This is a genomic window from Methylomonas lenta, assembly GCF_001644015.1.
GTDB classification, from domain to species: domain Bacteria; phylum Pseudomonadota; class Gammaproteobacteria; order Methylococcales; family Methylomonadaceae; genus Methylomonas; species Methylomonas lenta.
In genome coordinates, this window is sequence record NZ_LUUI01000087.1 from 1 (window position 1) to 14361 (window position 14361).

Here is a 14361-nt window from a genome sequence, read left to right on the forward strand (position 1 = left end):
CTTAATGGCAGTGACGCAACGCGTGGGAACCAGAGAAACGGTGGGCAAATAAGCATTGCTCACCCTGGTTATGAGCATGATCATGATCAATTTTTAGCACTATCCAATAAGCTTTTTAACTCTGACACACAGGAGCCACAGCCGGTGCCGGCGCTCAAACAACTGCCAATATCGGCTACACTGGCAAGTTGATGTGTTTTGATGGCTTGCAAGATAGTCTTTTCGCCGACGCTAAAACAGGAACAAACCGTTCTTCCCACCTCAATTTCACCTTGCGGCGGCAGACCACTCAGTAGACTGAGACGCTCCTTGCGATTGAGTTCAGTTTTGGCAAACAGACTGCAGAGCCAGCCGGGCTCTGGCAGTTCGCCTTTATTAGTAATAAACACATAAGTCGATAACTGTTGAGCCTGTAGGCGTGCCAATCGATAATCACCCACATCGATATCCCTGAATTCCAACAAATCGTCTGCTTCCTCTGAGCAACCCGGAAAGTTTGCTCGACTCCAGTTGGGTAAATCGGCAATAGTTGTTTGCCCGGCCAGTTGATAACGCCAAAAGCCATCACCTTTAATTTTGACCTGATATTCACAACCTCTTATATCCAAGGGCTGCCTTGACAGAACTAATGCTTGCCATTTAGGTTGCCAAACTTCAATGCTAACAGGGGTTTGTTTGCTTTCTGGTTGGCCGGATAAGGGATCAACAACCGGATTAACCAAAGCGTTTACCCTGCCTAGACTGCTGAGTTGTGCTGTCCAGTGCATAGGCACAAACAAACTACCGGGCTGTTGGGATAGGGTGATATCCACCCGCGCCAGCATTTCGCCCCAGTGGCTTTTGATTTGCGCCAGCCCCAGATGCTTTAAGCCCAAGCGAGTCGCATCGTCCGGATGGATTTCTACCAGCGGCTCCGGGCGATGGCTATTGAGTTTTGCGGCTAAAGCCGTACGCGTCATGGTGTGCCATTGATCACGCAGACGACCGGTATTTAAGATAAAGGGATAGTCGATATCGGGCTGATTGACCGGACCTCGCGGAACAATAGCCATAAAACGGGCTTTACCTGTATCGGTATAAAATTGTCCATCGCCAAACAATCGCACGCTACCGGCACTAGAAGTTTTTGTTACCGGCCATTGTATGGGAGGCAAAGCATCATATTGATCTTGCTCGATATCAGCAAAGGCAGAAATATCAAAGCCGCGTTTGCCATATTCACTGTTATTTTCAAAACCGGATAATGCGGCGTGCTCTCTAAAAATATCGGCACTCGTTTGGTAGGCAAACCCGGCAAAACCCATGCGGCTGGCAACCTGGCTGATAATCCACCAGTCGGGCCTGGCTTCGCCGTACGGGTTAAATATTGGCCGCTGCCGAGAAATACGCCGTTCCAGATTGGTGACGGTGCCGTCTTTTTCACCCCAGCCACTAGCAGGTAACTTTACCTGTGCCAGCGCGATGGTATCGGTATTGGCGATGCAATCCGACACCACCACAAACTCGCATTGTTGCAAAGCTCGTTTCACTTTATCAGCATCCGGCATCGATGCGACTGGATTGGTCGCTATGATCCACACGGCTTTGATGCTGCCTGCAGCAATCGCATCAAATAAATCAACCGCCTTCAAACCTTGCTGGTTAGCAACCCGATCGCTGCCCCAGAATCGACCCACTCGATCGACATGCAGCGGATTTTCCAAATCCATATGCGCCGCCAAAGTATTCGCCAATCCGCCGACTTCCCGCCCACCCATGGCATTCGGTTGACCGGTAAATGAAAACGGCCCGCTGCCGGGCTTGCCGATTTTACCGCTAGCCAAGTGGCAGTTGATGATGGCATTGCATTTATCCGAACCGGAGCTGGATTGATTGATGCCCTGCGAATACACGGTTACCACTTTAGATGTACTGGCAAACCAGGCAAACAGTTGCGCCAGATCATGCGTCGCTAAGCCGCAGTTGGCGGCCAACTGTGCAAAATCGCCCGCACTGGCTTGTGCCGCAGCCAAGCTTTCGGCAAAACCTACGCAGTGAGTATTGATAAAATCTTGATCCAGCGTATCCGTTTCAGCCAAATACGCTAACAAACCGTTGAACAACAAGCCATCCATACCGGGCTTAATGGCCAGATGTAAATCGGCAATATCGCAACTGCTGGTCATCCGTGGATCGATGACCACAACCTTCAAAGCCGGATTTTGTTCCTTAGCCCGCCGAATACGCTGAAAGGCAATCGGGTGGCACCAAGCAGCATTGGAACCCACCAACACGATTAACTTGGCCTGTTCCAAATCTTCGTAAGAACATGGCACCATATCGGCGCCGAAAGCACGCTTGTAACCGGTGACCGCCGAGGACATGCACAGCCTGGAATTGGTATCGATATTGGCCGAACCGATAAAGCCTTTCATCAGTTTGTTAGCAACGTAATAATCTTCAGTCAGTAACTGCCCCGAAACATAAAACGCCACCGCATCCGGGCCATGTTCGGCAATGATACGGTTAAATCGTTGCGCAACCAGCGTCAGCGCACTGTCCCAATCGCTGCGCTGACCGTTAATTTCCGGATACAGCAAGCGATTTTCCAGACTCACCGTATCTCCCAAGGTTGCACCTTTTGAACACAGCTTACCGAAATTAGCCGGATGCTGATCATCGCCCTTGATGCTAACGATATGTTGTCCGGCATCCAGCACAGTCGCCTCAATGCCACACCCCACGCCGCAATAAGGGCAAGTGGTTTTAATGCTATTCGGATTCATCCTGGGGTCCTCAGGCAGCCAACTCGATCGGCTGAAAAATCAATTTATCGCGAATGGCGGTAACATTGATATTGTTTTTTATCAGCCTCAAATACCAGGCGCTATCACTAGTATCACCATACATGATCATGCCTACGATGATATTGTTTTTTAAAACAATTTTGCGGTACACACCTAACACATGATCAACCAGCACCTGCTGCTGACAATCTGCATCGCCTTCAAAGTCGCCAACCGAAAATAGATCAATGCCGGTGACTTTTAACATGGTTGCCGCCAGCAATGTTTGGTAAGCAGCGGATGCTTGTCCGGCCAATTGTTGCGCACAAATCTTGGCCTGTTCATACACCGGCGCTACCAAGCCAAATACTTCGCCGCGATGTTGTACACATTCTCCAATCGCATAAATTCTGTGATCGCTGGTTTGTAGATGATCATTGACGATAATGCCATGCTCGCAGGCTAAACCCATCTCCATTCCCAAGCGGATGTTGGGTTGAATCCCGGTGGCCATCACCAGGATATCAGCCTCTAAGAGAGTGTTATCGCTGAGCCTGACTTTGCAGATATGCTGGTTTGCGCTGATCACTTCTGTAATCGTCACCCCCAAGCGAAATTCTATCCCCTTACTTTCTAGTTCTCGCTTTAGAAAACCGGCGGCCTGAACATCCAATTGCCGATTTAATAGATGTCCGGCCCGGTTGACTACCGTAACCTGCATACCGCGTTGCATCAGACCGTTGGCCGCTTCCAGCCCCAGTAAACCACCACCCAGTATCACCGCGTGCTGTTTGGTCTGGGATTTTTCAATCATGGTTTCGACATCGGCAATATCGCGAAACCCCATGACACCTTCTACTTCTCGCCCGCGAATATCCAGCATTAATGGCAACGATCCAGTAGCAATTAACAGCTTATCGTATTCGGCCACAGTACCGTCTTGACTAATCACCCTGCGATTCACTCTATCCACTGCGACCACAGTTTTATCTGCCCCGCAATGCAGGCTAATATTATTGCGCTGGTACCAGGCTAAATCATGAATCATGATGTCGCTGAGGCTTTTAGCACCGAACAACACCGGCGTCAGCATAATGCGATTGTAATTTCCATGCGGCTCGCTGCCGAATACAGTGATGTCATATTTTTCCGCTGCGAGTTGGATCAACTCGTCAACCGCACGCATACCGGCCATACCGTTGCCGATGACGACAAGTTTTTGTTTCATGATGAGTGTACTCGAATGAAGATGAAGGACATGTAGGCGGGGCATAGCGAAACCCGGCACAAAAACTTTTGCATGCCGTGTTTCATGTCATTCAACCCAGCCCACCTCTAGAGCCATAGCCTAAAAACTCACATCCGCCTCTAACCAGATTTTCTGCGTATCAGTGCCAAAACTATCGGCGTTGTAATTAGCGTATTTGGCTAACAAAGAATAGTGCTTGCCGAATTTTTTCATCACAGAAAAATCCCATTCATTACCGTATTGCACCACGCCGGTATCATCGTAAAAGTCATGATAAACACCGGTAAAAATCAAACTGTCGTTCATCATTTTGTAGCTGGCGGTAGCAAACACATCGCGAATACCATTCGCAGGCGTAGTCAGAAACAAATCGGCCCAACCCTGGAAAGCATGGTTGGTACCTAAAGGCGTCTGGAACGATTTGTAGGTACTGCCATTATTCGTAACCTTATTATTGCTATAACCCAACCCATTCAACTGCTCCATCGCGCCCGACAGTGTCACGTTGTAAGCCGTTGCGCCGCCTAAAAATTTGAAACGATCAACCTGATAGTGATTCGGATTGTCGCCATAATTGGATTGATTACTCCATTCTGCATCATAGATAGCACTCACAGTGTCGAAGAATTTCGGGGATTTGCCCTCAAAACCCAGACCATAAGATTGCGATGATTTGGCGTAATTTTCCTGCTCACGAAAATCCAGCCAATAGCCGTAGCCAATCAAATTACCCCACTCCCCCACTTTGTAATTCAGATTCAAAATCGGTGAGTTCATCTTCTCCTTGGTAGAAAATATGGTGCGCGCACTATCAAAATATCCGGCCTTGACGGTCAGACCGGGAAGGCTCTGGTTTATCAGCAACACAGAGTCATAAGTCATCTCCATTTGTCGCCAGCCGACGTTACCAATAAAGCGATCATCATCCAGCTTGATACGTTGGCGACCCACTTTTGCCAAGGTATCCGGGATACCTTTATAGCTCAACCAAAACTGGTTCAGTTCACTCTTATCCGGATCGGCGACGACGGAGTATTGGGTACGGCCATTACGGGTACTGTTATAATCTTCCTGCATGGCATAGTTACCTTCGTATTCGGCAAATGCCTGCAAATCGTAAAATGTGGGTGTTAAATAACCCAAACGCAGACGCGCGGTATTGGCATTAGCCGTTTCCACTGTTCTGGGTGGATTAGATCCTGGAATAACAGGACCGGCATCCTGATTGACATTTTCCCAGCGATATCTCAAATCCATGTTTACCGCGCCTTTGTTGCCATTGTCATAAAAATTCAAGGCGTCTTCCACTTCCTTGGTAAAGTCGGCCTGTACCGGCATGCTGGAGGCGGATAACGACAGCAATGCTGCTGGCATTAGTCGTACCGATGTCTGAACGGTTTTTTTCGGCATAAAGCCCCCTTGAGAAGATAAAAATATGAGTTAAAACAATTAATGGCTGTGTTCGCACTCAGACAAAAAAGTCAGCAAACTTTCGCGGTAGCGGTAGTAGTCGGGGTGTTCCAGCAAAGCTTTACGGCTACGTGGCCGGGGTAAATCGATTTCCTCGATTTTGCCGATTTTGGCGTGCGGACCATTAGTCATCATCACCACCCGATCGGCCAACAAAATGGCTTCGTCAACATCATGCGTTACTACAATCGCCGTCACATGAGTACGTTCCCAGACATCCATTAACACTTCCTGCAATTCCCAACGGGTCAACGAATCCAGCATGCCGAAGGGTTCATCCAGTAACAATAATTTTGGTGACAAGGCAAAAGCGCGGGCAATACCTACCCGTTGCCGCATACCGTTGGATAGGTCGGCAGCTTTTTTGTACATTGAATCCGTCAAACCGACCCTGGTCAGATAGTATTCGACGATGTCATCGCGCTCTGTTTGTGAGGCGTGCGGGTAAACCTTGTCCACCCCCAGCATGACGTTTTCAAATGCTGTCAACCAGGGAAACAAACTGGGCGCCTGAAATACCACACCGCGATCCGGACCGGCGCCGTCGATTTCGCGGTTGTCAAGAATAATGCCACCCTCGGAAATTTCGTTTAATCCGGCCGTCATCGACAACACCGTGGATTTGCCGCAACCTGAATGGCCAATGATGGAAATGAACTCGCCTTTTTTCATTTTCAAATCAAAACCGTCCACCACTTTAACTGTGCTGTTACCGTCAGGTGTCGGATAGATTTTCGATAACTGGGTAAACTCCAGGTAGCGTGGTTTGCCCAAATCATTCGGCTTGGGCTTCAAGGCCGAAGTATCCAGTTTCCAATCGTTGCTGGTATTGGGCCGTACATCCGGCAATTTGATCTTATCGCTACTGTCTTCCTGCGTTTTCTGCATACCAATATCCATTAAATATCGGGTGATCTCGGCACGTAGATGTTTGAATTCTTCGTTATGATTCAGTGCAGTACGATCGCGTGGACGTTCCAGATTGATCACAAAATCCGGACCGAAAGTCGCATCCGGACCGGGGTTGAGCGGAATTACCCGATCAGCCATGTAGATGGCTTCGTCAACATCATTGGTAATCAGAATGACGGTTTTCTTATCTTGCTCCCAGATTTGCAGAATCTCATCCTGCAAGTTACCGCGAGTCAAAGCATCTAACGCGCTAAGTGGTTCATCCAGTAACAGAATGTCGGGGTTAGCCGCTAAGGCACGCGCCACATTGACGCGTTGCCGCATGCCACCGGACAATTCGCCCGGCTTTTTATCCATAGCCCGACCCAGGTTAACCATGTTGACGTATTTTTCGGTATGAGCACGGCGTTGCTCTGGCGTCCAGTCTTTGAAAATCGTATCAACCGCCAGCGCCACGTTTTCGTAAACCGTTAACCACGGCATCAATGAATAGTTTTGAAACACCACCCCACGATCAGGGCCAGGTTTGCTGATAGGTAGGCCATTTTTCAATAATTCGCCGCTATCAGCCTGAATCAAACCGGCAATCATAGAAATAAGCGTGGTTTTACCGCTACCGGAAAATCCAACGATGGCGATGAATTCCCCGTCTTTGATATCCAGATTAATATTTTTCAGAATCGAGGTTTTCTGCTTGCCTTCACCATAAGACTTGCAAACATCTTTGACTGTCAGCAAGGCAGGAGCCTGATAGTCAACTAGTTGAATTCTGGCACTTTCCTGCTTATGCACGGCCAGGTCGATAATTTTTGCTTGGGCTGCTGAGCTCATAAATTTCGCCTTAGATTTTGCTGAACGAGAACACGGCTTGTAACGACTGCATGATGCGATCGAGAATGAAACCAATGATGCCGATAGTGAATACCGCCACCATGATGCGACTCAGGGAATTAGAACTGCCGTTCTGAAATTCATCCCAAACGAATTTACCTAAGCCCGGGTTTTGCGCCAGCATCTCGGCGGCAATCAATACCATCCAGCCCACGCTCAGCGACAAACGCATGCCGGTGAAAATATAAGGCAGTGCCGATGGCAGAATGATGCGTTTGATTTGGGTAGGCCAATCCAGCCGTAACACTTTGCCAACATTGATCAAATCTCTATCAACAGAAGATACGCCAACAGCGGTGTTGATCAGCGTCGGCCACAACGAGCATAAGGTTACCGTTACCGCAGAGGTGATAAACGATTTGGCAAACCAGGAATCGTCCGTGGTGACATACAAAGCACTGACCACCAGCGTCACAATCGGCAACCAGGCCAGTGGCGATACCGGCTTGAAAATCTGGATCAATGGATTGATAGCCGTGTTGAATATAGGACTCATGCCACACAAAATACCCAATGGCACCGCCAGCACTGTAGCGATCAGAAAACCGGCGAATACGGTAACTAAACTGGTAATGATTTGGTCCAGATAAGTCGATTTACCGGTATAGGGACGAAACTTGATTTCTGCCTTTGGATCTTCAACCAGTTTTTTCTGATTACGCTCATCCTGACGTTGATAAAATTCGGCCTTTTTCAACCGTTCGGCAGCATGTTCGTCAACTAAGCCTTCCGCCTCATGCCAAACCGCCACCGGGCCAGGAATGGTGCCCAGACTGGTATTGATGCGGGCGGCAGAAACACTCCACAACCCCAGAAACAAGATAAAGGCAATAATGGGCACCCCCATGATTAACCACAGTTGGCGGATTTGTTGGCTAGGGTTTTCACCCGCAGCCATTTTGACCAACGGCACAAACCAGGTCAGGCCGGTGATATTGAAAAATTTAATTAGTTTGTTACTCATCGTGATTACCTATCTGTGTTTTTTGATGAAATCTGTTTGCATCCCTGGCCTTATTGGGTTTTATTCCCCTTATGCCGCGCCGAGCACCGGGGTGACTTTTATCGTTCCTACGCTCCGCGTGGGAACGCATCTTGAACCGCTTTGCGGTTAGGGACGCTGGAGCGTCCTCTAGTGGATTCCCACGCAGAGCATGGGAACCATAAAAATCACCGTAGCAAGTCGTCGAAACTCATAAAAAAGACACATCCCTGTATCAAATGAAATCCATTTTCAGAGCCTCCATCAGAGTTAGTTATTCCACAACCTTGCCGCCGGATACGGTTTGCTTGGCTTTCAAACCGATGGCGAATTTAGCCAGATAATCGTTAGGCTTGCTGGCGTCGTAGACGATGCCGTCGATAAAACCTGATTGTGGTGGCTTGATGCCGGATTCAGATTCAGCGGGGAAATCACTGGCTTTAGCTTTGCCTTCCGCCACTAATTCTTTAGCCGCTGCCATGTAAATATCCGGGCGGTAAACTTTTTTCACGGTTTCCAAATACCAGTTATCAGGTTTGAATTCGTTGATTTGACCCCAGCGACGCATTTGAGTCAGATACCAGATCGCATCGCTGTAATACGGATAGGTGGCGTTGTTACGAAAAAAGGTGTTGAAATCCGGCATCGGGCGTTTGTCGCCTTTTTCGTATTCGAAAGTGCCAGTCATACTATTAGCCAATACTTCTGCATCGGCGCCCACATACTGGCTTTGCGCCAAAATTTCCACGGCTTCTTTACGATTTTTGTTGTTATCCTCATCCAGCCACATCGCGGCGCGAATTAAGGCTTTGACTACCGCTTTATGGGTATTGGGATATTTGTCGGCCCAGACTTGACTGACGCCAAATACTTTTTCCGGATTGTTTTTCCATATCTCATAATCCGTCACCACCGGCACGCCTATACCCTTAAAAACCGCTTGTTGATTCCACGGCTCACCCACGCAATAGCCGTAAATGGTGCCAGCTTCTAAAGTCGCCGGCATTTGCGGTGGCGGTGTTACCGATAACAGTGCGTCGGCATTGATTTGACCACTAATATCTTGCGGTGGTGCGTAATAACCGGGCTTGATGCCACCCGCCGCCAACCAATAACGTAATTCGTAGTTATGTGTGGAGACCGGGAATACCATGCCCATATTGAATGGCTTGCCAGCCTTTTTATATTGCTCGACCACAGGCTTTAAGGCATCGGCTTTAATCGGATGCACCGGTTTACCAGCCTCCATCGGCAGATGCGGTTTCATCTGATTCCAGATGTCGTTTGAGACGGTGATGGCGTTGCCGTTTAAATCCATGCTAAAGGCGGTAATAATGTCGGCTTTGGTGCCAAAACCAATCGCGGCCCCTAAAGGTTGACCGGCCAGCATATGCGCACCATCCAACTCGCCATTGATGACCCGATCCAATAACACTTTCCAGTTAGCTTGAGCTTCGATTTGTACGAACAAACCTTCGTCTTCAAAAAAGCCTTTTTCTGCGGCTACCGCTAACGGCGCCATATCAGTGAGTTTGATAAAGCCAAATTTCAAATCTTCTTTTTCCAGTTTGCCGGCCGCGGTTGCATCAGGGGCTAATCCCAAGCCTGACATAAGTAATGTGGCTGACAAGGCCAGTAAAAGCTTGTTCTGAATACAGGTTTTGGTGTTTTTCATAGTGAAGTCCTAAAAGCAACAGAAAATAAAAAAGGCGTCGTTGTGAGACGGGTAAAACCCATACACAACAGACGCCTTTGTCTGGTTAGCTCTACTGCGAGCGAAAAATGTGGCTCCTACTTTGGAGCGTTGCAATATACAAAGCAAACTGAATGCCAAGTTGTAATTATTTCGGCACTCTATTTATATTTTATATGTAAATCATTACCTTGCATGCTCATTAGCTTGTAACTGATAGCACGATTTATTTTGCCATATCGAAATAAACTCAAACAACACGCCCAAAAATGAAACACTTTGTGGATTTTTTGCACTTGAGTGGTGCGATTAAGTGCTTAGGAGGGGAGAATAGAATTAAACAGAATTTGTTCTATAGCCTGAATTCAAGTCAAACCAAGAGCTATCTCGCAGGATGACTAATGTATAAGTACATTGGAAACTATCAATCAAAAACCCTCCAATACATCCCACATAAATATACTTGACCATGAATGTATATCTTCATAATATACAAACATGATGGATCTTACTAAAATTACGGCTTTTGATTGGGATGAAGGAAGCTTTCGCAAAAACGACAAACACGGCGTTTCAATGGCCGAAGCAGAGCAGATTTTCTTCAATGAACCACTCCTTGTAATTGACGATACCAAACACAGCCTTGCCGAGTGTCGCTTTCACGCACTCGGCAAGACAAATGAAGACAGGACATTGCATATCACTTTCACTCTGCGTAATGCTGGCGAAAAAATACGCGTTATATCAGCCAGAGACATGCACAGAAAGGAGCGTACTATTTATGAACAAACAACTTAAAACAGTTCCCGAATTTTTAAATGAAGCGGAAGAACAGGCATTTTGGGAAAATCATGACTCCACTGATTATCTGGATTGGACGAAAGCGCAGCGAATAGTGCTCCCGAACTTAAAGCCAACGACAAAAACGATTTCACTGCGACTTCCTCAGCACCTACTTGATTCGATCAAAGCAGCAGCAAATTCTCGGGATGTGCCATACCAGTCACTTATTAAAATATGGTTGCAGGAAAAACTACATAGCCAGTAATTGCGCGGCAAAAGCTATTAAGCCGCCTTAACCATGTAATGGTCAACAAAAACCGGACACTTATTCAGGCAGCGTGTTTAAAATATTCCCGTTCGAATTCAAGCGGGGATTGATAGCCCAGTGTAGAAAGCTAAATAATCGATCACGCTCAGTTTCGCTGTATCCTGGGTTTTGAATGTTTCGTAATGAAGCTGTTCATGTTTCAAACTACGGAAAAATCGTTCGGTTGGCGAATTATACCCAAGGGGCAGACCCTCCCAACAATTACCCTTGCGACTCATGCTTTGCTCCATGCCCATCACTGCCAAATGTTCTCGGTAATCGTGGCTGGCATACTGGCTACCACGATCTGAGTGATGTAGCAGGCCAGGTGGTGGTTTACGGCGCCAAAAAGCCACTTGTGCCCTTTGGGTATTTGCAAGGCCCTGACACAGAGCGAAGTCCGCACTTGTGCCCTCTGGCTATATGATCATCAATCGCCCAACCCACCACTTGGCGGGAAAATAAATCGATGACCACAGCCACGTAAAGCCAGCCTTGTAAGGTCCAGACGTAGGTGATATCCGTTGTCCAGACTGGGTTAGGTTTAGCAACCTTGAATTGTCGATTAAGCCGATTGGGCGAAATCGTCTCATCATGATTACTGTCTGTCGTTACTTTGAATTTTTTGGGGGGTCTGCCCCCTTGGGTATAACGTACAGCCAACTCTCGTTCTTGCATCAGACGTCGCGTTTTAAATCGCCCCACGGTAAAGCCTTGTTTGTTCAATTCATCGGATAACCGGCGTGAGCCATAAATCGATTTATGTTCGCTGAAAATCTGTTCGGCTTTGTCGGCCGGTATTTCGTCTCATCGGTTGTTTTTCTTTTTCTTGATACCACACTAGAGACAAGGCACTATCCACAGTTAAGCACAGCCATTCCTATTAAAAACCATCACTTTACTTTGCTTAACGCTTACATGCGCTAATGCCGACATATTTGCATACATCGACCAAAACGGTAACAGATATGACACGACCCAGTCGTGACAATGGCCGCACACAAAGCGGCAGGACATGTATATTAGTTTACAAAGTAAAAACAGAAGAAGAGATTGCAAGGAGCCAAGAGCTTGCAAAGCAGCAACTCAAGGAAAAAGAAAGCGCACACGCCAAGCGCATAGCAGTTTTAAGCGCAAAGATTAAGAAAGCAGAAAAAGAACGAAAAGAGGCTAATGAGTTACGATATAAGGAGGACGTAAAGGCAACTGCTCGCTTCTTGCAAGACGTAGAAAACGAGAGAGAAATAATCAGAAGCTCACACTACAAATAGAGCAAAGAACGTGTATACCATTACCTTTGTTTTTACCTCCTAAGTTACTGAAAACTAAGGAAACATAAGTGATGGTGCCGAGGAGAGGACTTGAACCTCCACAGGGTTACCCCTACTAGCACCTGAAGCTAGCGCGTCTACCAATTTCACCACCTCGGCATTCCCTCGTAATCGGGGAAGAACCGGCATTTTAAGGCTTTTTTTGGGATTGTCAATCCTTAGCCTTGTCCAATGACACATGAGCCTGAACAAAGGGCTGTATTTCCTAGCTGAGATGAGCCTGGATGCGTGGATATTGGAATCATGGCGGCATGAACGGACTTTACATACCCAACCACTGTAAACACAATGCGCAAGCTTCTCCAGTTCACTTACAAGAACAATCCTGCAGCCGCTTGCGGGTTGTACGGAAAATATAGATGCAGATACGACGCCTGCAACGAGCCGTCACGGTAAAACCCTTCGGCACGGCCTCGCGAACGTTGCGGTATAGACATTGTAAAAATAGCCATATCGGTTTCCAGTTGTGAATGATGAAAACTGTGACCACGGCTTTCACCATGCTCCAAATGCAGGCTGTGCATACCCAGATTTACCAATTTGCTTTGCATACGCGCACTACCCTGCAACAGACCCGCCATCTCGGCTGCATGGCCATCTTTGTCTACCAGACGACTCAGTAAATACAGAAAGCTGCCACATTCTGCGTAAATTGGTTTGTTCGCCATGTGATGCTCACTCAAAGCTTGCTTCATAGCCTTGTTATTGGCCAGGGTTTGCAAATGTAGCTCGGGGTAACCGCCGGGTAGATAGATACTGTCGACTTCCGGCAAGATTTGATCTGCCAGCGGTGAAAAAAACAGCAGCTCAGCGCCCAAGTCTCGCAGACAATCCAGATTAGCCTGATAGATAAATGAAAATGCCGCATCACGGGCTACCGCAATCCGTTTGCCAGCCAACAAACGCGGTAGTTGCACTATTTCGACAGGACTAAAAACCACCGGCTCAGGCAGCCGACAAGGAGTGTATTCCGTCAACAATTGCGCGGCACGTTGCAGGCGCAGATCCAGATCCAGATCGACGATTTCATCAGCTTGCAGTAACCCCAAATGACGGGACGGCAAGCCGACACCTGCATCCTTGGCCATAGCGACCAAAAAAGTCATGCTGGCGGGCAGCGCTTCTTGCAGCAATTGGGCATGACCAATGCTGCCAACCTTGTTGGCAATCACCCCGGCGAATGCCAAATGCGAGCGGTAATTCGCCAAACCATAGGCCACTGCAGCAAAAGTTTGCGCCAGATCGGCGCTACTGCTATCACCATCGTACAAGCCCATCACGCCTTCGATCAGAATCACATCAGCCTCGCTGGCAGCGTGATATAACAATTCGCGGCAATGCGCTTCACCCATCATCCACAGATCGAGTTGATACACAGAATCAGCTGATGCATACGCCAAAATTTGCGGATCAATAAAATCCGGTCCAGCTTTAAAGACTCGCACTTTACGATTTTGGCTGCGATGGTAATAAGCCAATGCCGCGGTAATTGTGGTTTTGCCTTGACCGGAAGCCGGAGCGCTAATCAACATAGCCGGACAACGCCTGTTTAACATAGGAATAGCCATGATTTATGGTTTTAGCTTTCGCAATTTAATAGGGTAATGAAAAACTGCGCCCAGGGGCTTTTAGTGCATAGCATCATTCAGACAACCCAATCGAGGAAAAAGTTAAGCTCAGAAACATTGCACTCAAGCTGGGTGAAAATATAGACGCCCAAATCGCAACGCTAGTAGCTAGGGTTTTCATGGTTGAAGTTCCAGAGTCTGGTTGATGGAATAGCGAAAGTAAATACAAAGCTAGCACTTTTATAGCCGCTGTATGCAAATATTGGCACAGCCCAAACCCAGGCTGTTGATTACAAGCCTAAACAAAAGGAATATTGCCGCTGTACTCGTTTGTAAATTTTATGGCTCATGGCTGTGACAACAGCGTTTGTGCTACGCTAAAGCCTCCAGAAAAGATTCACTGAAGGTAA

General features: G+C 47.6%; 12 protein-coding genes and 1 tRNA gene. 3 read left to right on the plus strand and 10 right to left on the minus strand.

Annotated features, from left to right (window positions below; translation table 11 throughout):
• Positions 1-86 precede the first annotated feature (86 nt).
• From A1359_RS06490 to A1359_RS06515, 6 genes are all read right to left on the minus strand, one after another.
• Complete coding sequence (locus A1359_RS06490; RefSeq protein ID WP_066979816.1) at positions 87-2765, minus strand: nitrate reductase; 2679 nt, start codon at positions 2763-2765, stop codon at positions 87-89.
• Between the two features lie 10 nt (positions 2766-2775).
• Positions 2776-3993, minus strand: coding sequence for an NAD(P)/FAD-dependent oxidoreductase (locus A1359_RS06495; protein WP_066979819.1), 1218 nt, complete (start codon positions 3991-3993; stop codon positions 2776-2778).
• A 120-nt stretch (positions 3994-4113) separates the two neighbouring features.
• On the minus strand, positions 4114-5424 hold the full coding sequence (locus tag A1359_RS06500; RefSeq protein WP_066979823.1) for an alginate export family protein: 1311 nt from the start codon (positions 5422-5424) through the stop codon (positions 4114-4116).
• A gap of 39 nt (positions 5425-5463) precedes the next feature.
• Complete coding sequence (locus A1359_RS06505; RefSeq protein ID WP_198159284.1) at positions 5464-7227, minus strand: ABC transporter ATP-binding protein; 1764 nt, start codon at positions 7225-7227, stop codon at positions 5464-5466.
• A gap of 10 nt (positions 7228-7237) precedes the next feature.
• Positions 7238-8251 (minus strand): ABC transporter permease, encoded by a 1014-nt coding sequence (locus tag A1359_RS06510; RefSeq protein ID WP_066979827.1) that lies wholly within the window; start codon positions 8249-8251, stop codon positions 7238-7240.
• Between the two features lie 292 nt (positions 8252-8543).
• Positions 8544-9944: a CmpA/NrtA family ABC transporter substrate-binding protein gene (locus A1359_RS06515; protein WP_066979829.1), complete on the minus strand. Its 1401-nt coding sequence runs from the start codon at positions 9942-9944 to the stop codon at positions 8544-8546.
• 516 nt (positions 9945-10460) lie between these two features.
• Here A1359_RS06515 and A1359_RS06520 point away from each other — a divergent pair.
• A complete protein-coding gene (locus A1359_RS06520) occupies positions 10461-10760 on the plus strand; it encodes a BrnT family toxin (RefSeq protein WP_066979832.1) in 300 nt (99 codons plus the stop codon).
• Positions 10744-11010: a BrnA antitoxin family protein gene (locus A1359_RS06525; RefSeq protein WP_066979835.1), complete on the plus strand. Its 267-nt coding sequence runs from the start codon at positions 10744-10746 to the stop codon at positions 11008-11010. The genes A1359_RS06520 and A1359_RS06525 overlap by 17 nt, the downstream gene beginning before the upstream one ends.
• A gap of 98 nt (positions 11011-11108) precedes the next feature.
• On the opposite strand, the gene A1359_RS23615 is transcribed toward A1359_RS06525, so the two are convergent.
• Both A1359_RS23615 and A1359_RS06535 read right to left on the minus strand, forming a co-directional pair.
• The gene (locus tag A1359_RS23615; protein WP_066979838.1) at positions 11109-11408 is read right to left on the minus strand and encodes a DDE-type integrase/transposase/recombinase; all 300 of its coding nucleotides are present in this window, start codon (positions 11406-11408) and stop codon (positions 11109-11111) included.
• Positions 11389-11853, minus strand: a complete 465-nt coding sequence (locus A1359_RS06535) for an IS3 family transposase (protein WP_332310069.1) — start codon at positions 11851-11853, stop codon at positions 11389-11391. The genes A1359_RS23615 and A1359_RS06535 overlap by 20 nt, the downstream gene beginning before the upstream one ends.
• 167 nt (positions 11854-12020) lie before the next feature.
• On the opposite strand from A1359_RS06535, the gene A1359_RS06540 reads away from it, so the two are divergent.
• On the plus strand, positions 12021-12323 hold the full coding sequence (locus A1359_RS06540; RefSeq protein WP_066979844.1) for a hypothetical protein: 303 nt from the start codon (positions 12021-12023) through the stop codon (positions 12321-12323).
• Between the two features lie 72 nt (positions 12324-12395).
• Here the strand turns inward: A1359_RS06540 and A1359_RS06545 are convergent.
• Both A1359_RS06545 and A1359_RS06550 read right to left on the minus strand, forming a co-directional pair.
• Positions 12396-12482: transfer RNA gene (locus A1359_RS06545), tRNA-Leu, on the minus strand.
• 212 nt (positions 12483-12694) lie between these two features.
• On the minus strand, positions 12695-13951 hold the full coding sequence (locus tag A1359_RS06550) for a cobyrinate a,c-diamide synthase (protein ID WP_232322139.1): 1257 nt from the start codon (positions 13949-13951) through the stop codon (positions 12695-12697).
• Positions 13952-14361 lie beyond the last annotated feature (410 nt).